Source organism: Leptolyngbya sp. AN10, from assembly GCF_050565645.1.
Taxonomy (GTDB): domain Bacteria; phylum Cyanobacteriota; class Cyanobacteriia; order Leptolyngbyales; family Leptolyngbyaceae; genus Leptolyngbya.
In genome coordinates, this window is record NZ_JBNXVP010000025.1 from 80,488 (window position 1) to 104,177 (window position 23,690).

The 23,690-nt window shown below is 45.4% G+C and carries 21 protein-coding genes; 10 read left to right on the forward strand and 11 right to left on the reverse strand.

From position 1 onward, the window contains the following. Positions 1-6: 6 nt before the first annotated feature. Positions 7-699, reverse strand: coding sequence for a GntR family transcriptional regulator (locus ACQ4M5_RS28165; protein WP_430679078.1), 693 nt, complete (start codon positions 697-699; stop codon positions 7-9). 199 nt (positions 700-898) lie between these two features. After that, positions 899-1,852: a glycosyltransferase gene (locus ACQ4M5_RS28170; protein WP_430679079.1), complete on the reverse strand. Its 954-nt coding sequence runs from the start codon at positions 1,850-1,852 to the stop codon at positions 899-901. Between the two features lie 44 nt (positions 1,853-1,896). Here ACQ4M5_RS28170 and rnhA point away from each other — a divergent pair, with 44 nt between their 5' ends. From rnhA to ACQ4M5_RS28190, 4 genes are all read left to right on the forward strand, one after another. Continuing rightward, entirely contained in the window at positions 1,897-2,682 is a 786-nt protein-coding gene (gene rnhA / locus ACQ4M5_RS28175; RefSeq protein ID WP_430679080.1) for a ribonuclease HI, read from the forward strand. Further along, positions 2,658-3,758 carry a cobalt-precorrin-5B (C(1))-methyltransferase CbiD gene (gene cbiD / locus ACQ4M5_RS28180; protein WP_430679081.1) on the forward strand — a complete coding sequence of 367 codons (1,101 nt, stop codon included), beginning with the start codon at positions 2,658-2,660 and terminating at the stop codon, positions 3,756-3,758. The genes rnhA and cbiD overlap by 25 nt, the downstream gene beginning before the upstream one ends. Before the next feature lie 107 nt (positions 3,759-3,865). Further along, positions 3,866-5,491 (forward strand): glutamine-hydrolyzing GMP synthase, encoded by a 1,626-nt coding sequence (gene guaA, locus ACQ4M5_RS28185; protein WP_430679082.1) that lies wholly within the window; start codon positions 3,866-3,868, stop codon positions 5,489-5,491. A gap of 191 nt (positions 5,492-5,682) precedes the next feature. Next, positions 5,683-6,201, forward strand: coding sequence for a DUF3122 domain-containing protein (locus ACQ4M5_RS28190; protein WP_430679083.1), 519 nt, complete (start codon positions 5,683-5,685; stop codon positions 6,199-6,201). Between the two features lie 199 nt (positions 6,202-6,400). Here ACQ4M5_RS28190 and ACQ4M5_RS28195 read toward each other — a convergent pair whose 3' ends face one another. After that, positions 6,401-7,576, reverse strand: a complete 1,176-nt coding sequence (locus tag ACQ4M5_RS28195; protein WP_430679084.1) for a tellurite resistance TerB C-terminal domain-containing protein — start codon at positions 7,574-7,576, stop codon at positions 6,401-6,403. 7 nt (positions 7,577-7,583) lie between these two features. Next, positions 7,584-8,804 carry an MFS transporter gene (locus ACQ4M5_RS28200; RefSeq protein WP_430679085.1) on the reverse strand — a complete coding sequence of 407 codons (1,221 nt, stop codon included), beginning with the start codon at positions 8,802-8,804 and terminating at the stop codon, positions 7,584-7,586. 185 nt (positions 8,805-8,989) lie between these two features. Between ACQ4M5_RS28200 and ACQ4M5_RS28205 the strand changes: the two genes are divergently transcribed. After that, on the forward strand, positions 8,990-13,828 hold the full coding sequence (locus tag ACQ4M5_RS28205) for a caspase family protein (RefSeq protein WP_430679086.1): 4,839 nt from the start codon (positions 8,990-8,992) through the stop codon (positions 13,826-13,828). 131 nt (positions 13,829-13,959) lie between these two features. Here the strand turns inward: ACQ4M5_RS28205 and sipA are convergent, their stop codons facing one another. Next, positions 13,960-14,172: a regulatory protein SipA gene (sipA, locus tag ACQ4M5_RS28210; RefSeq protein ID WP_430679088.1), complete on the reverse strand. Its 213-nt coding sequence runs from the start codon at positions 14,170-14,172 to the stop codon at positions 13,960-13,962. A gap of 100 nt (positions 14,173-14,272) precedes the next feature. Here sipA and ACQ4M5_RS28215 point away from each other — a divergent pair, with 100 nt between their 5' ends. Genes ACQ4M5_RS28215 through ACQ4M5_RS28225 form a run of 3 tightly spaced genes read left to right on the forward strand, consistent with a single transcriptional unit; the run spans position 14,273 to position 16,470 of the window. Then, positions 14,273-15,073 (forward strand): class I SAM-dependent methyltransferase, encoded by an 801-nt coding sequence (locus tag ACQ4M5_RS28215; protein ID WP_430679089.1) that lies wholly within the window; start codon positions 14,273-14,275, stop codon positions 15,071-15,073. Positions 15,074-15,123: 50 nt separating this feature from the next. Then, complete coding sequence (locus ACQ4M5_RS28220) at positions 15,124-15,951, forward strand: carbohydrate ABC transporter permease (protein ID WP_430679090.1); 828 nt, start codon at positions 15,124-15,126, stop codon at positions 15,949-15,951. 57 nt (positions 15,952-16,008) lie between these two features. After that, the gene (locus tag ACQ4M5_RS28225) at positions 16,009-16,470 is read left to right on the forward strand and encodes a MarR family winged helix-turn-helix transcriptional regulator (RefSeq protein WP_430679091.1); all 462 of its coding nucleotides are present in this window, start codon (positions 16,009-16,011) and stop codon (positions 16,468-16,470) included. Here ACQ4M5_RS28225 and ACQ4M5_RS28230 read toward each other — a convergent pair. Both ACQ4M5_RS28230 and ACQ4M5_RS28235 read right to left on the reverse strand, forming a co-directional pair. Next, positions 16,460-17,026 (reverse strand): chromophore lyase CpcT/CpeT, encoded by a 567-nt coding sequence (locus tag ACQ4M5_RS28230; protein ID WP_430679092.1) that lies wholly within the window; start codon positions 17,024-17,026, stop codon positions 16,460-16,462. The two genes, ACQ4M5_RS28225 and ACQ4M5_RS28230, sit on opposite strands and share 11 nt — an antisense overlap. 66 nt (positions 17,027-17,092) lie before the next feature. Next, positions 17,093-17,347 (reverse strand): hypothetical protein, encoded by a 255-nt coding sequence (locus tag ACQ4M5_RS28235; protein ID WP_430679093.1) that lies wholly within the window; start codon positions 17,345-17,347, stop codon positions 17,093-17,095. Positions 17,348-17,488: 141 nt separating this feature from the next. On the opposite strand from ACQ4M5_RS28235, the gene crtH reads away from it, so the two are divergent. Both crtH and ACQ4M5_RS28245 read left to right on the forward strand, forming a co-directional pair. Then, a complete protein-coding gene (gene crtH, locus ACQ4M5_RS28240; protein WP_430679094.1) occupies positions 17,489-18,991 on the forward strand; it encodes a carotenoid isomerase in 1,503 nt (500 codons plus the stop codon). A gap of 122 nt (positions 18,992-19,113) precedes the next feature. Continuing rightward, positions 19,114-20,817 (forward strand): DUF262 domain-containing protein, encoded by a 1,704-nt coding sequence (locus ACQ4M5_RS28245; protein WP_430679095.1) that lies wholly within the window; start codon positions 19,114-19,116, stop codon positions 20,815-20,817. Between the two features lie 27 nt (positions 20,818-20,844). Here the strand turns inward: ACQ4M5_RS28245 and ACQ4M5_RS28250 are convergent, their stop codons facing one another. The 4 genes from ACQ4M5_RS28250 to ACQ4M5_RS28265 form a co-directional block, all read right to left on the reverse strand. Continuing rightward, positions 20,845-21,279, reverse strand: a complete 435-nt coding sequence (locus tag ACQ4M5_RS28250; protein WP_430679096.1) for a surface-adhesin E family protein — start codon at positions 21,277-21,279, stop codon at positions 20,845-20,847. 7 nt (positions 21,280-21,286) lie between these two features. Continuing rightward, a complete protein-coding gene (locus ACQ4M5_RS28255) occupies positions 21,287-21,955 on the reverse strand; it encodes a hypothetical protein (RefSeq protein WP_430679097.1) in 669 nt (222 codons plus the stop codon). Between the two features lie 237 nt (positions 21,956-22,192). Beyond that, entirely contained in the window at positions 22,193-22,627 is a 435-nt protein-coding gene (locus tag ACQ4M5_RS28260; protein ID WP_430679098.1) for a CAAD domain-containing protein, read from the reverse strand. Between the two features lie 286 nt (positions 22,628-22,913). Next, positions 22,914-23,546: a YqiA/YcfP family alpha/beta fold hydrolase gene (locus tag ACQ4M5_RS28265; RefSeq protein WP_430679099.1), complete on the reverse strand. Its 633-nt coding sequence runs from the start codon at positions 23,544-23,546 to the stop codon at positions 22,914-22,916. Positions 23,547-23,690 lie beyond the last annotated feature (144 nt).

Here is a 23,690-nt window from a genome sequence, read left to right on the forward strand (position 1 = left end):
ATCCTCTTAGGTTTCTTGTCTGAGGCGATCGATTTCGCGGATTACCCGATCGCGACTTGCAGACAGATGAGAGACGATCGTATCCACGGCTTTTTGACGATCACGAGATGCGATCGCACTATAAATCTCTCGATGTTCCTGCCGAATCTCTAGCACTTGAGGATTTCGCTGCAACGTTTGAATCCGCAAGAGTGCCATTTGATCAAACACTTGATCCAGCAGCGAAGTTAGCCAGAGATTTCCAGAGCTACGAGCAATCGATCGATGAAATTGATAGTCCAAATTTAACAAATGAGCATTCGTCGATTGAGATCGATCCGTCTGCTCAGCCGCGATCACTAACTCTTGAAGTGCAGCAATTTCTCGATCGCTGGCATTCTCGCAAGCTCCCGCTACAGATAGCTGCTCTAAGGCAATTCGGCAAGTGTAAAGCTGAATGGCATCTTGCATAGATAACGTTGCAACTCTGAGCGTTCCAGCAGTATCGATCGTAATTAAATTCTCTTGTTGAAGCTGGCGAATTGCTTCTCGGATTGGAGTGCGGCTGACTTGTAATTGTTTGGCGAGTTGGGTTTCAACTAACCGAGTGCCAGAAGTAATTTCGCCAGATAAGATTGCCGATCGCAATGCTTGATAAGCTTGCACCTGCAAAGATTGACGACGGGCAAGGGGAGCCATCCGCTCCGGTTCGCCTGACATTGAGGATTGATCAAATCGTTCATTGCCTGAGTACAAGCTGCCTTCCCTGTCCTTGGTTCGACTGAACCACTCTAGTTTAATTCTGCCTAACTTGTTGTGTTGCAGTTTCTATCTTGCAGCAATCGTAAATTATTACAGACTCTTGCACCTTTTTCCGACAAACTTGATTTTTTGTTCTCGAATGTATACAGGATACGAATTACTTTGTATTCAGAAATCTATTGTAGGTTTTCAATAAATAGTTTGGATAGCGGGTTGTAATCAGGTAGCCAATGTAAATGAGTAAGGATGAAATCATTGCTACTGGAAGTGAAAAGATCAGAAAATAGGCATGACGAAAATCTCGATCGAGCATTTTACGAATACGATCGACAAAGATATCTAATTTTCCTTTTGTCCCCGACATTGTAGGTTCAGCATTGGTCGAATTTGGAATTAACTTCTTCTGCCAATAGTAGTCGTGTCCGATGAGAAGAAATCGCCAAAAGAAATGCGATAAACCATTCGGAGGAGCATGAAGAACACGGGCTTGGGGTTGCTGCCAAACAATCGTTCCAGACTGGACTAATTCATGAGCATGAACCGCACAATTTCCGCGATAAAGCGGTAAATCGGTGGGAATCGGATGATCGAGTAAGAACGATCGACGAAATGCCACATTATTCAAGAAGTAGCTTTTTCCTGGTGTTAATTCTGTTCGTCCAGAATACTGAGGAAAAATATAACCTAATGCCATTGCGGTTCCGTAGATCCCAACGCCGCTCGTTGTTGTCTCACCTGCGACAACTTGAATCTCTTCAGATTGATTAAACGGGGTCAAAATCTTTCTCAACCAATCCGATTCGTACACACAATCTGAATCGTAATAAACAACAATCTCTCCAGTGGCTAATTTTGCCCCTAACATTTTTGAATCATAATATTCTGTTCCTTCTGGAGCCGAACAGATTTTAATCCAAGGATATTGCTCGATTAATTGCATCAATAACTCTTCAGGAATATCGCCACTTTCAATTAATAGAACCTCTTGTGCCTCAATTGGGGACGGATCTTGACTTGCCAAACTCGAAAGCGATCGCAGTAATCCCTTCAAATCTGCATTCGCTAGATTTTCAGTTTCAAGCACGATCGAGAAATTAAATTCCGGGCACATCTTCCTCTCCAATACGGTAGTCTAGATCAGTTTTCCAATCGACTATGACTTCTCGAACAATTCAAAAAATTTACACCGATGGCGCTTGTTCCGGCAATCCTGGACCCGGTGGTTGGGGAACCGTGATTTATTTCGGCGATGGAACCGTTCAGGAACTCGGCGGATACGATCCCGAAACAACCAACAATCGAATGGAAATGCAAGCCGCGATCGCTGCACTTGATTACTATCGATCTTCGGGTCAATCTCATGTCGTTGCCCTCTACACAGATAGTGAATATGTGAAGAATGGCATCACTAAATGGTTGCCGGGATGGAAGAAAAAGGGGTGGAAAACCTCTACCGGAAAACCTGTTTTGAATCAAGATCTATGGGAACAGTTGGATGAACTCGACTCGCCTAAAGTTGAATGGCGATATGTGCGGGGACATTCAGGAGATCCAGGAAATGAACGATGTGATGTGATTGCTCGATCGTTCTCTCTCGGTAAACAGCCCAAGCTAAAATCGCCCGATTCTGACCCGCCTGCTGCTGCCCCCGTTCTGGAAGTCCCTATGACCGATACCTCTCAAGCCTCTGATGCTCTAGAGAATTTGCCCCGTGAAGTCCGAGTCGAACAGCTTCGGAACTTGGTAGATACATTGCACATGGCGGATGAAATTGCGAGTAAAGGCTATTTGATTAGTAGTTCCGAGCTTGCTGATTTGATGGATATTAATGCGAATGCGGTGACGAGTCGCGGGGATAATTGGGTGTGGCGCAATTGGGTCGTTTCACGGGTGCGACGAGAAGGAAATCAAATTTTGTGGCAGTTGGAACGAGTGGATTAAACATGGTGAAATCTGGGTATACGTTGCCTGTATTTGCTTGTGCTTCCGCGATCGCTGCTCTCGAACAGTTGCGGAACAAAACGGTCGATCGCGTTCAACTCGATCTAATTAATCCAGCCGAAACGGTCGAAATCTCGATCGAACAAGTCGCCAAACTCACCGATTATTCTGCTCTTGCAATTACCCGAAGCGATCCCGGTGATAATCTCGATCTGACCCGGAATACACCCGTCTGGGCAATGGTGGAGTTGAATCAAGGTCAAGGAATCACGATCGTCGGTGGTGAAGGAATTGGAATCCAATCCAATCAACAATCGGCAATCTATTCCTATGCTCAAAAATTACTGTTCACGAACCTCGATCGACTTCTAAACCCGAATGAATCCCTCCGCGTTACGATCATTCTTCCTGAAGGTCGGCAACTCGCAAAACGCACCTCAAATGAAGCCTTCGGAGTGGTCGAAGGTTTATCACTGCTTGGAACTTCTGGAATTGCTCATCCGTTGAGCGCACCGGATCAGTTAGAGATTTTCAGAACTGAACTTCAGCAAAAAGCCAAACAGTTCGACACCCTTGTATTTTGCATTGGGGAAAACGGTTTAGATCTAGCGGCAAAGCTCGGAATTGAACGCGATCGCACAATCAAAACCGCAAATTGGATCGGCTCACTCCTAGTCGAAGCTGGAATTCAGCACGTGAAATCGATCCTACTTTTTGGCTATCACGGCAAATTAATTAAACTCGCAGGCGGCATTTTTCACACGCATCATCATGTCGCAGATGCCCGACAAGAGATTCTTACGGCTCATGCAGCAAAAGTCGGAATCGCAACTTCTGATTTACAAGTGCTGCTGAATAGCGCTACAGCGGAAGACGGATTGAAATACTTAAGAAATTTAGGAAAAGCGATCGAGGTCTACGAATCCATTGCACAAACGATCGACGATCGCGCCCAGCACTACATCTACACCCACAGCGAAAGTACGGTCGAAGTTGGGACAATTTTGTTCGATCGCTCTCGTCAGATTTTAATCAAAAGCAAAAAAGCCGCTCAACTGCTTGAGTCGGTTTGCTAATGTGATTAAAATAGCCTGATTATCCAAAACCCGATTATTTTCCCTTCCACTTCAAAAACGTTCGTTTTTTCCCGGTTTGTTCCCGTTCATTTCATCAGGAAACTCCCGTGACCCCACATACTGAACCATCCGTTTTGGATGCCCCGATTGCGTCTACATCAGATTTGGATGCTCTCGATCGACAGATGATTGTGATTCTCGATTTCGGTTCACAATACTCAGAACTCATCGCCCGTCGAATTCGCGAAACTCAGGTCTACTCTGAAGTTTTGTCGTATCGGACAAGCGCTGAACAACTCCGCCAACTCAACCCCAAAGGGATTATTTTTTCTGGCGGTCCCAGTTCGGTTTACGACACAGGCGCACCGCATTGTGACCCAGAAATTTGGAAACTTGGAATTCCGGTTCTTGGAGTTTGCTACGGAATGCAACTGATGGTTCAACAACTCGGTGGTAATGTTGACAAGAGCGATCGAGGTGAATATGGCAAAGCCAATTTATCGATCGATGATCCGACGGATCTCTTAACCAATGTTGAAGATGGCTCGATCATGTGGATGAGCCACGGCGACTCGGTGACGAAATTACCAGACGGATTCGAGTTGCTGGCTCATACTGCCAATACACCTTGTGCCGCGATCGCAGAACACGATCGAAAACTCTACGGGGTTCAGTTCCACCCTGAAGTGGTGCATTCCCAATACGGACAGGCATTGATTCGGAATTTTGTGTATCACATTTGCGAGTGTGAGCCGACTTGGACAACCGATGCTTTTGTCGAAGAGTCGGTTCGAGAAATTCGTGCCAGAGTGGGTGATAAGCGAGTTCTCTTGGCGTTATCCGGTGGTGTTGATTCTTCGACCTTGGCGTTCTTATTGCACAGAGCGATCGGGGATCAATTGACTTGTATGTTCATTGACCAGGGCTTTATGCGGAAGTTGGAGCCAGAACGGTTGGTGAAATTGTTCCATGAGCAATTCCATATTGATGTCGCGTATGTGAATGCGCGTGAGCGATTTATCTCTGCGGTGAAAGGCATCACTGATCCTGAAGAAAAACGTAAACGGATTGGACACGAATTTATTCGCGTGTTCGAGGAAGAATCGAAGCGGTTAGGACCCTTTGATTATCTGGCTCAGGGCACGTTATATCCAGACGTGATCGAATCGGCGGATACCAATGTCGATCCGCAGACGGGAGAACGGGTTGCAGTCAAAATCAAGAGCCATCACAATGTCGGTGGATTGCCGAAAGATTTACAGTTCAAGCTCATCGAACCGTTGCGGAAACTGTTCAAAGATGAAGTGCGAAAAGTGGGTCGATCGATTGGTTTGCCAGAAGAAATCGTGAATCGTCAGCCGTTCCCTGGTCCCGGTTTAGCGATTCGGATTCTCGGTGAAGTGAACGACGAAAAGCTGGATATTCTTCGCGATGCGGATCTGATCGTGCGGCAAGAAATTAATCGCGCAGGCATCTATCACGATGTGTGGCAGGCTTTTGCAGTCTTGTTACCTGTTCGGAGTGTCGGTGTCATGGGCGATCAGCGGACGTATGCGTATCCGATCGTGCTTCGCTGTGTGAAGAGTGAAGACGGCATGACCGCAGATTGGGCAAGAATCCCTTACGATCTGCTGGAAACGATTTCTACTCGAATTGTGAATGAAGTGAAGGGCGTAAATCGGGTGGTGTATGATATCACCTCGAAGCCGCCTGGAACGATCGAATGGGAGTAAAACTCTAGAGAGGCGATCTATAGCAATCCTAGATAGTTGTAAGTCGCATGGTTGATCTAGCCCCCTAGCCCCCAAGTTTGGGGGAACAGGACTCATAGCCCCCAGAATTGGGGGTTTGGGGGCTTTCCCGAATCTTACAACTCAAATTGGATTGCTGTAACGAATCGCCTCTTCTCATAAATTGTGGTGTTGTGGAAAACAGCGGGTTGATTGTGGAAAACTTGGCGCAGTTGTGGAAAAGTTGCGTTTTAGCGGTCTTAATTTGGGCGATCGGCACAAATATTGCACTCGCATCCGTTCATACTTATTCAGATTCAAATAGCGTTTTGTTTCGCTCTTTGTCGAAGCTTCAAGACGATCGCGATCGAGCTTGGCAAGTGGTCTTCTACAAACGATTTCCACTGGGACAATCCGACACGATTCATGTGAGATTGGTTGGATTTCCGGGTTTAGTGAAGCTCGATCACGATCGACCTTTAGAAATTGAAGCGAACCGATCGCTGTTGAGTGCGAAAGATGTTACGCCAAGTGATTTCTCGATCGCTTATGTGGGCGAATACGATTTCAAACCTGTGCTTAATCAGTTGGATACGGATACAAAACTGACATTGATTTTGCCTCTCGATTCGGGTGAGGCTCGATTGAAGATTCCACAGGAAACTGCTTTGGAATGGTGGCGCGTGGCGAGTTGGCAGCCTGGAAATCGATGATAGTTTGTTGCTGCGATTCAGTCCGCCCGGAGGTAAACGCTCCGGGCTAATCGGAGAAAGGAGGCTGAAGCCCCCTAAGAAAGCATTTTCAGCCCGCTTCAGCGGGGTTCCCTCTATTAGCCCGGAGCGTTTACCTCCGGGCGGGTTCATGGATGAACGACTACGCCAAAATCTACAATCTCCAACACCCTATCCAACTCTACGATCGAGCTAACAATTGTCGAACCGTTTCCAAATATTCAGGCGCGATCGAGGGAGCCGTTCCTGGGGTTGGATCAATCACAAAATCACCGATCGTTTCAATCGATCGTTCGTTGATCGCATCGATTAGCAATTCTGGCATCGTTAAATTTGCTTCGGCAATCTGTTTCAGGCTGGCATTCGGATTTGATTGATGTGCGATCGCATTTAACGCCTCGAATTCGGGTTGCTGTAATTGACTGAGAAAAATCTTCCATTCCGAGTAAGCTTCAGCCTCTGCATCCGGTTCGAGTTCGCGACGAAGGGTAGACAGTTCTTGATCGAGGACTTCTTTTTGCTGACGACGCTCTAGGATTTGATGTTCGAGTTGACCGAGTTCGCCTTGCAGTGAAGAAATTTGGGTTTGCAGATTCTCGATCGCGCCTTGTAGCGATTTTGAACTGCTTTCGACTTGTTTGCGTTTCGGTTCTGCTGTTTCGAGAAACTGACTTAGTTCTGAACGATATTTCTCTAGTTCTTTAACTTTTGGCTGTAGCGTTGTGAGTTGTATGTCTAATTGCTGTTTCTGTGACAATAACGCATTCACTTCTTTTGCAAGTTCAACTTTCTGGCTTTGCTGTTCTGCGAGTTGTGCTTGGAACTGATTGAGTTGCGCTTGTGTTGTTTTTAATCCCAGTTCTGCTCGTTGCTTTGCCGAAAGTGTTGCTGATAGCGATTTATTTAATTCTGCTTCTTTTTGCTCTAGCTCTTGTAGCTTGACTTGAAGGACATAGATTTGATTCGTAGGTGAAGCTTGTGGAGAAGTGAGATTCCAGCTTAATTCTTCTTTTTGCTGCCAGAGATTTGCGCTTTGAACTTGTAAATTACGCAGTTGAGTTTGAAGCGAATTCAAACTATTGGAAATACGATCGCGCTCTTGAGTAATCAAGACCAAGGATTCGTATGCTTCAGCCCGTTTCCGTTGTAGTGACCGAATGTGCGTTGTGAGTTCTTCCGATCGACGATACAACGACTGTCGATATTGATTTTCTGAAAACGCTGCTCCGACTAAACTGGCAAATAACGTCACTGCCCCACTGATCAGCGATCGCGTAAAGTCTCGCGTGATCAGTAAACTAATCACAAAACTCACACTAAACGCAACGAGACTCAGCATCAAACGGCTTTTGAACATAACACGATCACACGGAAGGGCTGTGACTGACCATTTTATCCAACACTCGTAAAATCAGAACCGCGATCGCAGTCGTTCCAATCAAAATCAACCAATACCCACTCGCAATCGATCGCGATTGATCCAAAGCCCAACCTCCGATCGGCGGTCCAATAAAGTATCCCAATGCCCAACACTGCGAATTCACAGCTAGATAAACGCCGCGCAATGATTCCGGTGCAATATCAACCACGAACGAGGCAGCAGACGGCATATAAGTCACAATTCCAAACGCCAACATTCCAAAAGTCGCGATCGCCCAACTAAAGTGAACCGTTCCAGTCATCCAAGCACAGAAGAACGCGATCGCCCAAAATCCAGCAGAAATCATCAACACCTGAGTGCGTCGCAATCGGTTCATCCGCCTCGCGATCGGCAACTGCATCAGAACCGAAAGCGTTAAATAGCCCGTGTAGAATGTGCTGATTGTTCCAGGTGCAAAGCCTTTCTCGCCAGTTACACGCACAAAATTCGTTAGATACAGCGGCAAAGTACTATCAATTTGCACAATGTAAGTCGTGAATATCGTATTGACGATCGCGAAAATCATCAATCGTCGATCGTTCAGCGCCACGTTCCACCCGCTCCATTGAGATTCGGAACAAATCGATCGATTGGTTTCTTTGATCAGTAAGTAAATCACCCCAAAGAACACCAGAAACGAAATGCCGTCAATCACAAACAAGGCGCGATACAAGCCAGTCTTGCTAATCAGCAAACCGCCCAGAACCACTCCGATTCCTAGTCCCAAAGCATCAGACAATCTGGTAATCGAATAAGCTTCATTTCGCTGTTCTGCGGTCGTCAAATCTGCGACAACTGCTTCTGTGGCGGGCCAATAGATTCCTGTGCCCAATCCCATCAAGAGATTCCCGATTACAAACGTCGGAAAATTGTATGCGATCGCTAATGCAAAAGACGCGATCGAGCTAATCATTGCCGACAACAATAGCGTTCTCCTACGTCCCCAGAACTTAGAATCCGAGAACGATCCGCCCAACGCCCGACCAATCACCCCAGAAATCGATGCGCTCCCAATCCCGACTCCCACCGCTGTCGCCGACAATCCCACTTGATTCACAAAGAAAATCGGTGCGTAGAACAACGTGAACCCAGTGCCAATCTGAGACAACAATCGCCCGAATGCAAGTAACCAAACCTGATGCTGTAGACGCGGCAAAAACCCCATGAAAATCAATCTCTTGCGGTACTTGCTCAGTGTAGTGGAAAGATCCTGACGGTTTACTGACGAATCTTAAAACGATCGACAATCAGGCAGGCATTACCAAGTGGGACAATTGTTCGATTATACTTACGCCATCGATCGAAAACGATCAGGTGCTGTGTCTGCTGTGCTATCTCTCTGAATGACTTATGCTCCGCGCTGTAAACCGTTCCACCGTCTTAGAGACGGGACAAGCTAAACTCTGGATCTTGCTAATCGGTGTGAATCGATACAAAGATCTGGAACTCCCTTCGCTGCAATATTCCGCGATCGATTGTCAGGGTTTATCCGAAGCTCTGATTGATGCGACTCAAGCCTTTCCGCAACGCTCAATGCAGATTCGCCATGATTTTGGAGTGCCTGCAACATTGAGTCAAGTGCGCGATAGCTTAATGTCGATCGTGCAATCGGCTCAATCTGCCGATACTGTTTTAATTTATTTTTCTGGTCATGGAGTCCTAGAGCCGGACACTCAAGAACCGATTCTGTGTTTGAGCGATACTCAGAAAGCGGATTTGCTCAAGACTGGGCTGAGTGTGACTGAGCTTTTAGAACAGTTAAATCAGTGTTCAGCAAAGCAACAAATTGTATGGTTAGATGCCTGTCATAGTAGAGAAACATTACCCAATCCAACAGTGCAGATGATGGGATTGTTGGGGCGACAGGCTTTTCTGAATCAAGGCTTTTATGCATTGTTATCTTGCGATCGAGAACAGCAATCTTGGGAGTTTCCAGAGTTAGGACATGGCGTATTTACCTATTTCCTGATGCAAGGACTTCGAGGAGCCGCAGCCGATTCGACAGGAACGATCGATGCGAATGGATTGTACAAATATGTGTATCACCAAACGCTTCAGTACATTGATAAAACCAATCAGCAGCTAGGATTGATCAATCAACGAAAGCGTAAACGTGGGAAAACACAACTTCAGCCAGAGTACTCATTGCAGACTCCAAAGCGACTTGTAGAAGGATCTGAACAGTTCGTGATTGGTGCAAAATCTAAGTCGATCGCGTTTCCATCTCGTCAAGCGATCGTGATTGATGCTTTTCCAAATCATCGATTAACGTTGCAATTCAGTAAGTTGCTCAGTCCTGGATTCGAGTTGTCGTATCATTCCGAAGATTGGGAAACAATTCGATCGAGCATTCAATCCAAGCTCCAAACGCCTGAAGCGACAACGGTTTTGCTATATATTCGTGCAAAAGTTAGCACTACTGTCGAAGGTGAACCTTGTCTGGTTTTAGGAACTGAACGAATTTCTCGATCGTGGTTCCGTCAAATCTTGCGCCAAAGTTCTGCCAATCAAATTGTGATTCTCGATTGTCCGGGTGCAAGCAATCTATCGGGTTGGGTCGAGGAATTGCAGCGCGGACAAGGACAATGTTTGATCGCAGCCGCTTCACCTCGGAATGATGGGAAATTGTTTACTCGATCGCTGATTGAAACATTGAGCGATCGCGGCTCTGACTATCCGGTTGCAGCTTGGATTACTCAGCTTCAAGTCACATTAGCGGGAACAATTCCGCTCTATGTTTGGCTCTCTGGAGAAGGAGTAATTGAAGTCTTTCCAAGCCAATCTTTAACGCGAAGTTCAGACACGAGTGTTTGTCCTTATCGAGGCTTACAAGCATTCACAGAAGACGATGCAGAGTTCTTTTACGGACGAGAAGCTTTAACTCAACAACTTTTACAAGCGATTCAGCGACAGTCTTGTTTAGCTGTAATTGGTGCATCGGGAAGTGGCAAATCATCGATCGTACAAGCCGGACTAATAGCACAATTGCAGCAGGGAAATCGCATTCCAGGTAGTAAACAATGGTGGATTGGGCGAATGTGTCCAGGAGAGCATCCCTTTGAAGCCCTTGTTCAGTGTTTGAGCGAGGAACCTGAAGAACAAGACCAGATCGAAGGATTGTTGTATCAAGGCACTGAGGGATTAGTGCAATGGCTTCGGACTCGAACTGAACCAATGATATTGCTTGTGATTGATCAGTTCGAGGAACTATTCACGCTTTGTCCTGAGTATGTTCGGCAAGACTTTCTCGACATCATTCTCGAAGCATTGGAATACACAAGCGATCGCTTTAAGTTAGTCCTGACGATCAGAGCCGATTTTGTTGCAGCAGGCTTAGAAATTCCACAATTAGCAACGATCTTACAGCGATCGAGCATTTTAGTTCCACCTTGTCTTAACGATGAAGAATATCGCCAAGTGATTGTTCGTCCAGCGGAGCAAGTAGGATTAACTATCGAACCCGAATTAGTAGAAGCCTTGCTGCAAGAACTCGACAGAACTCCCAGTGACTTACCAATTTTAGAATTTGTTCTAGAGCAACTCTGGCAACAACGAACATTAACACTAGAAGCATATCGCTCTGAAATTGGTGGACTGCAAGGCGCATTAGAACATAAAGCACAATCGATTTACGAAGAACTTGATCCAGAAGAGCAACAATGCGCCCGCTGGATTTTTCTATCGATCGCACAGCTAGGCGAAGGAACAGAAGCCACTCGACGAAGAGTTCTGAAATCAGATTTATCGGCTGCAAAGTATTCTCAACAGTTAATCGATCGAACATTACAATCGCTTAGTGCTGCGAAGCTAATTGTGATTAGTCCAGAAGCTCCAACTACGATCGAGCTTTCTCACGAAATTCTCATTCGGCATTGGTCAACATTGCGCTGGTGGCTAAATGAAGACCGAAAGCGGCTTAGTGTTCAGCGACCGATCGAGCAATCCGCGATCGAATGGAAAAAGAGCAATCGTTCGCCCGATTTACTGTTACGAGGAATGCAATTAGCAGCAGCAGAAGAACTCTATGCAAACTACACGGATGAACTGACGTTAGAGACTCAAGCCTTGATTGCCTCAAGTTTAGAAGCCCGTCAAGGTCAACAGATTGCACTCAAACATCGATTAAGAAGTGCCAAGCAAGCGATCGCAACCATTGCAACAATCGCTTTAGCGGCTTTCGGTCTTGTCGGTTTAGCACTCTGGAATCAGCGCAGTGCTCAAGTCCGAGAACTTCAAGTGCTTTCTACCTCGTCTGAAGCATTGTTGAATTCCAATCAGCAATTAGAATCTTTGACCACCGCAATTCGAGCAGGACAACAGTTAAAACAACTCGATCGACCCTGGAATCAGATTTCAACTGATGTAAAAATCACTACGATCGCAGCTTTACAACAATCGCTCGATCAAACTAAAGAATCGAATCGGCTCACAGGTCATGCTCAATCCGTAAACGATGTTCGGATGAGTTCTGATGGTCAAATCATTGCAACCGTGAGCGATGATACCTTAGTCAAACTTTGGTCGCGAGAAGGACAGTTACTACAAAATTTAACTGGACACAGCGATCGAGTTCTTGCAATAGCATTCAGCCCAGACAATCAACAGATTGCAACAGGGAGCGAAGATAGAACAATTAAACTATGGAATCGAGATGGAACATTGATTCAAACCTTGACCGGACATCAGAACTGGGTCACAGATGTACAATTTAGCTCAAATGGTCGATCGCTGATTTCAAGTAGCAGAGACGGAACTGTAAAACTGTGGCAGCTTGATCAAATGAAAGAAGCTCAGACCTTTCGAGGACACAGAGGCTGGGTGAATCGGATTAGCTTTGGACAGAACGATCGACAAATTCTCTCGGCTGGCGAAGATGGCACAGTCAAATTCTGGCAAGTTGGAGAATCGGATGCAACGAGAAGCTTCAACGTGCATCGAGATCGCGTCACCAGTGTGATGATGGCTCCAAATCGTCGATCGTTTCTCACCAGCGGAGACAATGTTGCAAAGCTTTGGACACTGAATGGAAAAGAAATTGCCACCTTTGAAGGACATCGCGATCAGGTGAATACTGCAAGCTATAGTCCCGATGGAAAACTGATTGCAACAGGCTCGATCGATAGGACGATTCGACTCTGGGACTTAAAAGGCAAACCGCTCGAAACCCTTCAAGGACATGGAGCCGCAGTAACTCATCTCAGTTTTAGTCCAGCAGGAACACAACTTCTCAGTGCCAGCGCAGACCGGACGGCTCGAATCTGGCAAGTGAATCCATTACCGCGACTCAACACAGGACTATCCGCAATGAGTGTGAGCGCAGATGGAAACATTATTGCGATCGCGGCTCCAGAGGATACGATTCAACTCCAAACCGCAACTGATTCTCGCATTCTCAAAGGTCATACAGCACCCGTCACTCAAGTGCAAATCAGCCCCGATGATTCTTTGCTTATTTCTGCTAGTGCCGACAAAACAATCCGCCTCTGGAACATCAGCACCGGAGAACTAATTAGAACGATCGCAGGACATAACGATCGTGTGACTGCTCTGAGCTTTAGTCCCGATCGAGAAAGTTTTGCGTCTGCAAGTGCCGACCGAACAATCAAAATTTGGTCGATCGAAGGAGATTTACGCACGATTTTGCAAGGTCATACTGATGAAGTAACCAGCATTGCTTACAGTTCCGAGGGGCGATTAGCTTCGGGAAGTATGGATAACACTGTTCGATTGTGGGATATCGATCGTAGAACTTCTACCATTCTAGGCAAACATCGAATGGCGATCTCTGCGCTTGCTTTTAGTCCTGATGGTAAAACGCTCGCTTCTGCAAGCTGGGATAATACAATCCAACTTTGGTCAGTTAATGATGCAACACTAAGACGAACGTTGATCGGACATAGTGGCGGTGTAACCACTCTAAGCTTTAATCCAGAAGGTTCAGTCTTAGCTTCTGGTAGTGATGATAGTACGATTCGCTTGTGGAACCCCGAAACGGGAGCGCTTCTTAAAACATTAACGGGCACTCAAGATCGAGTTTCGAGTGTTGTTTTTCAAGCAAATCAGATTTTGAGTACGAGCGATCGACTAGGTTTAACGCGCTGGAATCTCGACTTAGATGAGCTAATCAATCAAAGCTGCGATCGTGCTCAATCTTATCTACGATCGCAATCCTCGACTCTCTGTAATTGATATGAGCGAACTGACTTCTTTCTTAATTGGCGTGGGTGTCCTCATTCTGTATCTAATTCTCTCTGCATATACGGAGATGGGCACTAAGAATCCGTGGAAAAAGACTGACACAGACAAAGATGAATAGAACTCTAGACTGATTCCAAATACTGATCATCTAGCAAAAATGCGCCTTTAACAAACCGAACGCCCCAATATCCGCCGGGTCTTCGATCGAGAACGGTTCCTTCGTCCCCCACTTGCAAAATATCCGCTGGACGTAACATCGGCATTGGATCAGCCGTTTTGAGATAAGGCGGAAGGGAAACGAGGCGAACTTTTTCACCGATCGTAAATTCTTTCATAGCAACGAACTTCAACTTTTACTTTTACTCTACCGCTTTATCTTTGTTCTACTGCTAAATCTCGATTAGGATTAAACACGATCGCTATTTCTCTCAAACAATGAAAGATGATTTGCTGCGCCGGGAACAGGCGTTTCATGACCAATGGGCAAGCACGATCGATGTCGATGGCATTCGAGTGGCTGATTATTTTGAAGCGTGTACGGCTCCCGAAAATCGCTTTATTCTGAAACAGCTTGGTGATGTTCGCGGAAAATTATTGCTCGATCTTGGGTGTGGAGCAGGTGAAAATAGCGTTTATTTTGCTCGGCTTGGGGCGCGGTGTGTGGCATCGGATTATTCGCCGGGTATGGTGGATGTGGCGCTTCAGTTAGCAGAGCGAAATGGGGTACAGATTGAAGGTCGCGTGATCAATGCAATGTCGATCGACATTCCCGACAATACTTTTGATATTGTTTACGCCTCGAATTTGCTTCATCACATTCCTGATCCGAAGATTACACTGCAAGAGATACATCGGATTTTGAAACCGGGTGGAAAGGCTTGTTTCTGGGACCCGTTGCGACATAATCCAGTGATTAATGTGTATCGACGCATGGCAACCGAAGTGCGGACTGAAGACGAAACGCCGCTCGATATTAGCATTGTGGATTTTATTCGATCGCTTTATTCTCAAACAAATTACGATACGTTCTGGATTGCAACGCTTTGGATTTTTCTACAGTTTTATCTGATTGAAAAAGTGAATCCGAACAAAGAACGCTATTGGAAGAAAATTATTATTGAACAAGCGAGATTAGAGAAAACCTATTTGCGATTGGAAAAGCTCGATCGAGTTTTGAAAAAACTGCCGCTGATGAAGCGAATGGCTTGGAATTTAGCAGTGGTCGCGACGAAGTAAATTCAAATTCGGATAAGATTGACAATCAGTTCACGGACGGATGAAAGCCCATGCGCGACCGCATCTCAAAATCGATACTGACCTATAGTTTGTTGAGCGCGATCGCGGTTTTGATGCTGATTCCACTCGTCTGGCTTGTCAGTACTTCGTTCAAATCTCCCACTGAAGATCTATTTCAATTCCCGCCTCAATTCATTCCAAAACAGCCAACGTTAGAGAATTTTATTACCGTTTGGCAAAGTAATCCATTTGGACGATATTTGTTTAACAGTACGTTGGTTTCAGGATTAACCGTTGCGTTGAATCTAATATTTTGTTCACTGGCAGCGTATCCATTAGCAAGATTAACGTTTGCAGGGCGAGAAATTATTTTTAGCGCGATCGTCTCGACGATTCTGATTCCATTTCAGATTGTGATGATTCCGCTGTATATTCTTGCGGTGAAATTAGAGTTAATTAATAGCTATCTTGGGATTATTTTTCCTGGAATTGCTTCTGCGTTTGGAATCTTTCTACTCAGACAAGCCTTTCAAGGTGTGCCAAAAGAACTCGAAGAAGCGGCACGAATGGACGGTTGCTCAGAACTGGGAATCTGGTGGTATGTCATGCTCCCATCAATTCGTCCTGCGTTGGTCACTTTAGCAATCTTTGTGTTTATCGGCTCGTGGAGTGATTTTCTGTGGCCTCTTCTCGTTGTCGATCGACCCGAATTTTTCACGTTGCCGCTCGGTGTTTCCAAACTTGCTGGGACGTTTACACTCGATTGGCGATTGATTGCAGCAGGATCAGTCATCTCGATCGTGCCAATTCTGCTCTTTTTCCTCATCATGCAGCGCTACATTGTGCCGACTGAAGCCGGAAGCGGTGTGAAAGGATAATAGTTCTAACCAAAACAGTTCGATGTACAATAGTAAAACCTCAGTTGAGATTCGCCTGTGAAAATTGAGACTTCTTTCGATGCCAAAACCGCTGCAAAACAACCCTTTCTTTCAACGATGCGCGAACTTGCCACTACTTACCAAGCATTCTGCGCTTACGACGAAGCCCACATCCGCGAAACGGGTTTAACGCCGCCACAATTCGATGTCATTTGTACTTTGGGCAATACATCTGGTATGTTCATGAATCAACTGGCTGAAAAAACGCTAGTGACAAAAGGAACACTGACCGGAATTATCGATCGACTAGAACAGAAAAATCTCGTTCGGCGAGAAGTTCCCCCCGAAAATCGTCGCTGTTTCTTAATCGTTCTGACTCCTGAAGGTGAGAAACTGTTTGAGAAAATTTTCCCCATTCATATCGCTTACTTGAAACAGAAGTTCGATCGATTAACGCCAACCGAACTCGATGAAATTAGAACTGCACTTCAGCGCTTAAAGTCGATTTTTACCGACTAACTTTCTGAAATTCATACGCGCCCATCAACGCGCCCCAAATCGGTTGCTGTGTTTCAGGATCGATTCCTTTGTCGTAGCTCAAAAACCGCTCAGACATCGCTTCAAATCCCAAAGCCACCTGAATCGTACTGCCCTGAAGTGAGAAGACACAGCGCGAATCGGCTGGCGGCGATGCAACGAAATGATAGCCTTGAGCGATCGCTTTCACAGCAACATTCAACGTACAGCCCGGAAGCAGTTCGATTTCTTCGTGCGTTAATCGATCGAGCAATTCCGGTCGCTGTCCCGCACCTTTGACACGGCTTGGATCTTTGAATTGATAGTACTGAACCTTCAATCCATCCTCAGTTTCTTGCAATCGTAACAATCGCTGTCGATACGGCTGATCTAACTTCAACACATTCGATTGTTCAGCGAAAATCGTTGGCTCTTCAAACAATTGAATCGATCGCTGCCACAACCGAAGATGTACAAACCAAGTCGGACTGTCTCTCGCCTGACTCTGATTCTCGAATTCGCCTGTCATGTATTCGGCAAGAACTGAAACAAGGGACATACCAGAATGCTATCAGAAACACCTGATATTGATTCTCCAAGACATTCAGGCAAGAAGTCTAGTATTTCACAATTCTCCAGGTGAATCCGGTTCAACGATTACGCCATCTAAAGTCACTGCAACAGGCTGATCTTTAACCAAATCACTCAGTTCATGAAATTCGATTCTCATGTGATCACAGGCTTGTTTCAACTCCGATCGGAATCCTGCCAAATCCGTTCCATACCCGCAAAGATGGGCTGCGGTTTCGATTCCTTGTTTAGCGTTCGCTCTCGCACAATCGACTAAATCCAATCCAGTTAAACGAGTGGGAGAAGCCATCCGAAACTCCTAAATTCGATGGGATCTAGTTTCGGGGATCATTCTGCGATCGAGTCTCCCCCACAGGAAAGAACTTCGTCACCAAATCATGCCCGAATCTCGATACACTGAAATCTATACAGTTGAGCGATCGCAGGTTTCATGAGTTCTACCGAGTACGATGTGATTGTGATTGGGTCTGGGATTGGTGGATTAGTCACCGCGACCCAACTCGCAGCCAAAGGAGCCAAAGTTTTAGTTTTAGAGCGCTATCTCATTCCGGGTGGCAGTGCAGGATCGTTCGATCGAGACGATGGCTACCGTTTTGATGTCGGCGCATCAATGATTTTCGGATTCGGAGATAAGGGAACGACGAATCTCTTAACTCGTGCTCTAGATGGCGTGGGAATGTCGATCGAGACGATTCCTGATCCGGTTCAAGTTCACTATCACTTGCCCGATGGCTTAGATCTAAAAGTTCATCGCGATTACGAAAAGTTTTTGCAGGAATTGACCGCATACTTCCCACACGAGGAAAAGGGAATTCGGCAATTTTACGATGAATGCTGGAAGGTGTTTAACTGCCTGAATGCGATGGAATTGCTTTCACTCGAAGAGATTGGGTATCTCACCCGCGTCTTTTTTCAGCATCCCTTTGCTTGTTTAGGATTAGTGAAATATCTGCCTCAAAATGTTGGAGATCTTGCCCGTCGATACATTAAAGACCCGCAACTTCTAAAATTCATTGATGCCGAGTGCTACATCTGGTCAGTTGTGCCTGCCGATCGTACTCCAGTGATCAATGCAGGAATGGTTTTTAGCGATCGACATTACGGCGGCATCAACTATCCCAAGGGCGGAGTTGGTCAAATCGCCCAGAAATTAGTTGAAGGATTAGAAAACGCTGGCAGTCACATCAAATACAAAGCCAGAGTCACAGAAATTCTCACCGAAAACAATCGTGCCGTAGGCGTGAAATTAGCATCCGGTGACACATTTCGAGCAAAACGAGTTGTATCAAATGCAACACGATGGGACACATTCGAGAAATTACTTCCATCTACACAAAAGCCAAACTCTGAGAAAAAATGGAGCCAACGCTATCAACAATCCCCAAGTTTCCTGAGTTTACATTTAGGAGTGAAGGCTGAGTCATTACCTGCGGGAATCGAATGCCATCACATCCTATTAGAAAACTGGGATGACATGGAAGCAGAACAAGGAACGATTTTTGTATCGATTCCAACGCTGCTCGATCCGAGTCTTGCACCGGAAGGACATCACATCATCCACACCTTTACACCCAGTTGGATGCAGGAATGGGAAAGCCTTTCTCCGAGTGAATACGCTGAGAAAAAAGAACAAGCAGCGAATCGACTAATCGATCGATTAACCAAAATCATTCCAGATCTCGATCGAGGTTTAGATTTCCAAGAAGTCGGCACACCGAGAACCCATCGCCGCTTTCTAGGGCGAGACAATGGCACTTATGGACCTGTCCCTTCTCGCAAATTGCTTGGATTGCTTGGAATGCCGTTTAATCGAACTGCGATCGCGAATCTCTATTGTGTAGGTGACAGCACCTTCCCCGGACAGGGCTTAAACGCAGTCGCTTTCTCAGGATTTGCTTGCGCTCACCGAATCGCAGTCGATTTGGGGCTGTGATCCCAAATAACAACTCACTAAGAATACTTCAAGGTGTTGCGGTTATCAACGCGATATTCTTCCACCTCAATTGGGCGCACTCCTGATACCTTAGAAGGGAACGCGGTACACTCTCTTGATCTATGCCTCGAATTAACTTATTAGAGACCCGTACAACCAGCTTCGGCGACTTAATCGGCAATGGGAAGATTTATAGGGTGCCACTTTTTCAGCGCGATTATTCCTGGGATGAAGAAAACTGGGAAGACCTTTGGCAAGACATTCTAGTGCTTCATACAAACCCCGATTCTAGTCATTATATGGGTGCGCTTGTTCTTCAAAGTTCTAGCACTTCAGATAAAGAGTTCACCATTATTGACGGGCAACAGCGCTTAGCAACACTTAGTATCATTGCGGTTGCCGTGATCGAAAAAATTCAAAAATTAGTGGAGCGAGAACAGCAAAAGGAAGCCAATCAAGAACGCCAGGAAATTCTAAAGCGTACTTACTTAAGCGATCGAGATCCACGCTCTCTTCGCTACTCTAGTAAACTTCTTCTGAATGAGAATAACAACGACTTCTATCAAAGCAATCTCATTAATCTTAGAAAACCACTAAATGTCCATTCTCTCTCAAAGTCTAATCAGTTGCTTTGGCAGGCTTTCCAGTATTTCTCAGGTCATTTAGAAGAGCTTAAAGATATTGTTCACGATGGGGAAAAGTTAGCTGAATTTTTAACTGATACTGTTGCTCGAAGACTACTGTTTATTCAAATCAGTGTTGAAGATGAACTCAATGCTTATACCGTTTTTGAAACTTTAAATGCTAGGGGAATAGAGCTGAGTTCAACCGATTTGTTGAAGAACTATTTGTTCTCCCTCTTCCAAGGACCCGATGATTTGCAAGAGGCGCAAAGGCAATGGAGGAGAATTATCAATACGGTTCAGATGGAAAGGTTTCCTGAATTTCTTCGCTACTATCTTAGCCTACAACAAACAAGGGTAAGACGTGAACGGTTATTCAAGCTTACTCGTGCTTCGATCAAGAATGGTCAACAAGCATTTGAACTACTTGATCAGCTTGAAAACTATAGCAGTCTTTTTATTGCATTAAGCAACTCTAACGATGAGTTCTGGCGCGATGCGGCAGCAAATCGACCTTATATTCGCGAACTTGAATTATTTCGAGTTAAGCAAGCTTACCCTGCCTTATTTACTGCATACGAGAGGTTCTCGCCTGAAAATTTCACTCGCTTATTAAAACTTGTATCTGTACTTTCTTTTCGCTACACCATTGTCAGTAGTCTGAATCCAAGCGAATTAGAAATACTTTATAACAAGGTAGCCATTTCGATTACGAATGGCGAAATAACTAATCCAAAACAGGTCTTTGATAGTCTTCGTTCTGCATATGTTTCAGACGAGAAATTCGTTCAAGATTTTTCCTTGCTCTCAATCTCTACAAAAGGACAGAAGAAGAAATTAGTGAGATATATTCTGTGCAAACTTGAAGCAGATGCGTCGCACATTGATGTAAATGAAGACAGTTTTTCTATCGAACACATCTTACCCGAATCACCTGGTAGGGACTGGCAGCAAAACTTTACGGATGCTCAAATGGAGGAGATGGTTTACCGCATTGGCAATTTGACACCTCTAGAACCTAACATTAATCGTCGCATTGGCAATGAGCTTTATGAGATTAAGCGGGAGAGTTATCAACAGAGCGTATATCAACTTACGCGAAGCATTTTGTCAGAGGAATGGACTCCGAATACCCTTGCGGCTCGACAACGGCAACTAGCTCAAAGAGCAGCGCATATCTGGCGAACCGACTTTCCTTTGTAACCTAGAAGTTGCAAACACGGAAAATTGCTATCTCTTTTGCGACGATCGACAAACGTAGTCCATTACTTTGTGCGTACTGCTTCCCGCTTGGGGTCGAAGCAACATTCCATCATTGCCATAGTCAAACTTCTGAATCAGCTTCCGATTCGTGGTGTAGGCGTTCACTTTTCTCAACCGCTGCGCTCCGTTAGAGCAATCTGCTGACCACCGAATCACCGCACCATGAACAGGCTGATCGACCTTCACATCAAGCAAAGCATTATTCGCTTCTGGAAACTCGCGATATTCCCAATACCAAACGATCGAGCCATTGCGCTGAATCGAACTGGCATCGACAAAGAATCGATCTTTTACAGAATTTTCGGCGATTCTTGTCCATTGAGCCGATTGAGCGATCGCGCCATTTGCCGTGAGTAAAACAGCACTACTCAAAAGTGCAGCCGAGTATTTAATCAGGTTCATAGGTAAATTAGCGATTGGGTTTTTCAGTAATTGGAGTGCGGTTGGGATTGCCTTGAGCAGTTCCAAGATTGCGAAGGGCTTGGAGTGCAAATTGATCTTGTGGGCGTTCGTCTAATGCACGTTGAAAGTAGAGCCGCGCTGTTTTCTGATCTTTTCGCTGAACCGCATCATAGCCCGCATTCATATACCGCCCGTAAAGAGAGTCTTGCCTTGCTGGTTTTGCTGCTGATGCAGTTTGGTAAGCGCTCAGTGCTCTTTGAACGTAAGGAGCAATCTCGCGAGAACCGAATCGATTAGAATCCCCGGTCATCCACCAAGCTGCAACTCGCTGAACCGCGATCGTTTCATTATTCCCGATCGCTCTTGCATCTCGTTTCAGCACATCACGCACGACGCAAGTGACAATCGATCGAGCCGTTCCCGGATTTGCCTGAAATTCAGCCGGAGTAATTTCTCGACCGCCACACTGTTTTGACCAGCGAGGAATATTGGAAGCTCTCACTTGCCAATCGCTATACAATCCGGTGTTTGAATTCTCTGGCTTTGAAGCTTGGCGCAGCGCTTCAACAATGCGATCGACTTGGGTATCACTCAATTGGGCAAACGCAGGCAGCGCGACCAAACTCAGAACGCCGATCGCGACTGCTGATCCAAAAAACTGTTTACAAACCTGCATAGTAGATAAATTTTGCATTAAATGGAGAATACGATCGTAGACCTAATTTTGATTCAAATTTTCAGATTGACAAGGCGCATCTCGTCAAGGAATAGAACAATCCTGACATCAAGAAACTATGAAGGATGAATGCACAAAGGTCAAGCGAGGAAAGAAGCGCGATCGGGGTTGTATTTCAAACAAAAAGAGGGGGCAGACAGACACCCCTCTCTTGTTTTGTTGGATTTTTAAGAAATTCTACTGGCTGACACGCCCGATCACTTGATCTTTTAACTTGTTGAATTCTTGCCCTAACTCTTGACGGTGCGAGGCTTTGAGCAAATAGCGATACACGAACCAAATGCTGTAACCGAGTCCGACGAGTTCAAAAGTCGGCTGTAAGAGCGGCACATCGTTGATCGCGCCCAAGAGTGCGAGGGTAAGCTTGACCGATACGATCGAGCCAAAAATCAAACCAACTGTCACGAGCGGCTTGCGATATTCGGTGAAAAATTTGCCAATGTATTCAGGCAGCGTTGCCAAAACCGAGTAGGTTTTCTCTGCAATTTCGCGCCACTGTTCGCTATTTGCATCCGAAGACATCGGGGCTAACGATCCAGCGTGATCCATTTTGATCGTTGAAGGGGTCTCAACGACGGCGGGGGCTTCCATTTCTTTCACTTCAGGTTCCATGCTAAATACCTTGGAAACAATTACTTAGTTGTGTATTGCTGGCGTAGAAATTTCCAGCATCTGGACAGTAGCAGAATTCACCTTTGAGTTTCGCTATCTTTCAAACATAGCGAAAGTTGAACCATGAACTTGTCACTTGCAAGATAGATAATTACTCAGAAGTCCGAATTCTGTAAACCCTACCTTTGAGTAGATTTACCTCCTGTCTAAAAGATTTGGGGTCGAAATAGTCTATTTGTTCTAGTGAAATTAGCTTACCATTGTGTGCGGCGATCGACAAAATTCTTTACGATTCGATGTCACAGAATCGCTGAATCGCTTGCCAGATCGCGTTTTCTTGATCGACTAAACTATGATCGCTTTCTAATTCGATCAGCTCAACCCACGATCGAGATCTTGCATACGATCGACTTTCTTCGATCGAAATTGTTTCATCTCGAATTCCATGCAATATCAGGGTTGGGTTCGCTCTCTGAAGTTTCGTTTCATCATACTTCGCTAAATCTGCAACAATTTCGTAATCCAGGGGTAATGGTTTCCCTTTGCCATAGTGATAAATCAAAATTGGCTTCCCCGATCGCCATTTTTCCAATTCAGAAGGCGCGATCGTCGGAAGCCAATGATTCAAATAATTAAACGCAGGTGCAAGGAGAATAATGCGATCGACGTTCTGACATTCCTGAGCAATCCAAGCTGCTGTTAATCCTCCAAAGCTAGAACCAATCAGCGTTACAGGCTCTTCTTGTAATAGATTTGTGACCTGTTGAATTTGCCGAGTCAAGGTCAAATGTTGAAAATCGTTTTGATTGAGATCGGGGATTTCGAGGGAGAGATGAAGGGATTGGAAGCGATCGCTTAATTGACGAGCTTTTGTCGATCGTGGACTCGATGCAAATCCATGCAGATAAAAATATTTCATCTCTCCAATTCGTCTAGTAACCCAAGTTGCTAGTTAGAAGCGGTCAGGGAGCAAAGCCAATAAAATCTCTTCAAGATGTTGACCCTTGAAGAGAAGAAAAATGCTTGACGAAATTATAGCGATTTATGCAATTACCGACGACTT

What these genes read in the sequence shown, in the direction of transcription:
- ACQ4M5_RS28165 (WP_430679078.1), bottom strand. Translation starts at nt 699, where the DNA reads ATGTCAGGCGAACCGGAGCGGATGGCTCCCCTTGCCCGTCGTCAATCT.
- ACQ4M5_RS28170 (WP_430679079.1), bottom strand. Translation starts at nt 1,852, where the DNA reads ATGTGCCCGGAATTTAATTTCTCGATCGTGCTTGAAACTGAAAATCTA.
- rnhA (WP_430679080.1), top strand. Translation starts at nt 1,897, where the DNA reads ATGACTTCTCGAACAATTCAAAAAATTTACACCGATGGCGCTTGTTCC.
- ACQ4M5_RS28195 (WP_430679084.1), bottom strand. Translation starts at nt 7,576, where the DNA reads ATGTTCAAAAGCCGTTTGATGCTGAGTCTCGTTGCGTTTAGTGTGAGT.
- ACQ4M5_RS28200 (WP_430679085.1), bottom strand. Translation starts at nt 8,804, where the DNA reads ATGGGGTTTTTGCCGCGTCTACAGCATCAGGTTTGGTTACTTGCATTC.
- ACQ4M5_RS28205 (WP_430679086.1), top strand. Translation starts at nt 8,990, where the DNA reads ATGCTCCGCGCTGTAAACCGTTCCACCGTCTTAGAGACGGGACAAGCT.
- sipA (WP_430679088.1), bottom strand. Translation starts at nt 14,172, where the DNA reads ATGAAAGAATTTACGATCGGTGAAAAAGTTCGCCTCGTTTCCCTTCCG.
- ACQ4M5_RS28215 (WP_430679089.1), top strand. Translation starts at nt 14,273, where the DNA reads ATGAAAGATGATTTGCTGCGCCGGGAACAGGCGTTTCATGACCAATGG.
- ACQ4M5_RS28220 (WP_430679090.1), top strand. Translation starts at nt 15,124, where the DNA reads ATGCGCGACCGCATCTCAAAATCGATACTGACCTATAGTTTGTTGAGC.
- ACQ4M5_RS28230 (WP_430679092.1), bottom strand. Translation starts at nt 17,026, where the DNA reads ATGTCCCTTGTTTCAGTTCTTGCCGAATACATGACAGGCGAATTCGAG.
- ACQ4M5_RS28235 (WP_430679093.1), bottom strand. Translation starts at nt 17,347, where the DNA reads ATGGCTTCTCCCACTCGTTTAACTGGATTGGATTTAGTCGATTGTGCG.
- crtH (WP_430679094.1), top strand. Translation starts at nt 17,489, where the DNA reads ATGAGTTCTACCGAGTACGATGTGATTGTGATTGGGTCTGGGATTGGT.
- ACQ4M5_RS28245 (WP_430679095.1), top strand. Translation starts at nt 19,114, where the DNA reads ATGCCTCGAATTAACTTATTAGAGACCCGTACAACCAGCTTCGGCGAC.
- ACQ4M5_RS28250 (WP_430679096.1), bottom strand. Translation starts at nt 21,279, where the DNA reads ATGAACCTGATTAAATACTCGGCTGCACTTTTGAGTAGTGCTGTTTTA.
- ACQ4M5_RS28255 (WP_430679097.1), bottom strand. Translation starts at nt 21,955, where the DNA reads ATGCAGGTTTGTAAACAGTTTTTTGGATCAGCAGTCGCGATCGGCGTT.
- ACQ4M5_RS28260 (WP_430679098.1), bottom strand. Translation starts at nt 22,627, where the DNA reads ATGGAACCTGAAGTGAAAGAAATGGAAGCCCCCGCCGTCGTTGAGACC.
- ACQ4M5_RS28265 (WP_430679099.1), bottom strand. Translation starts at nt 23,546, where the DNA reads ATGAAATATTTTTATCTGCATGGATTTGCATCGAGTCCACGATCGACA.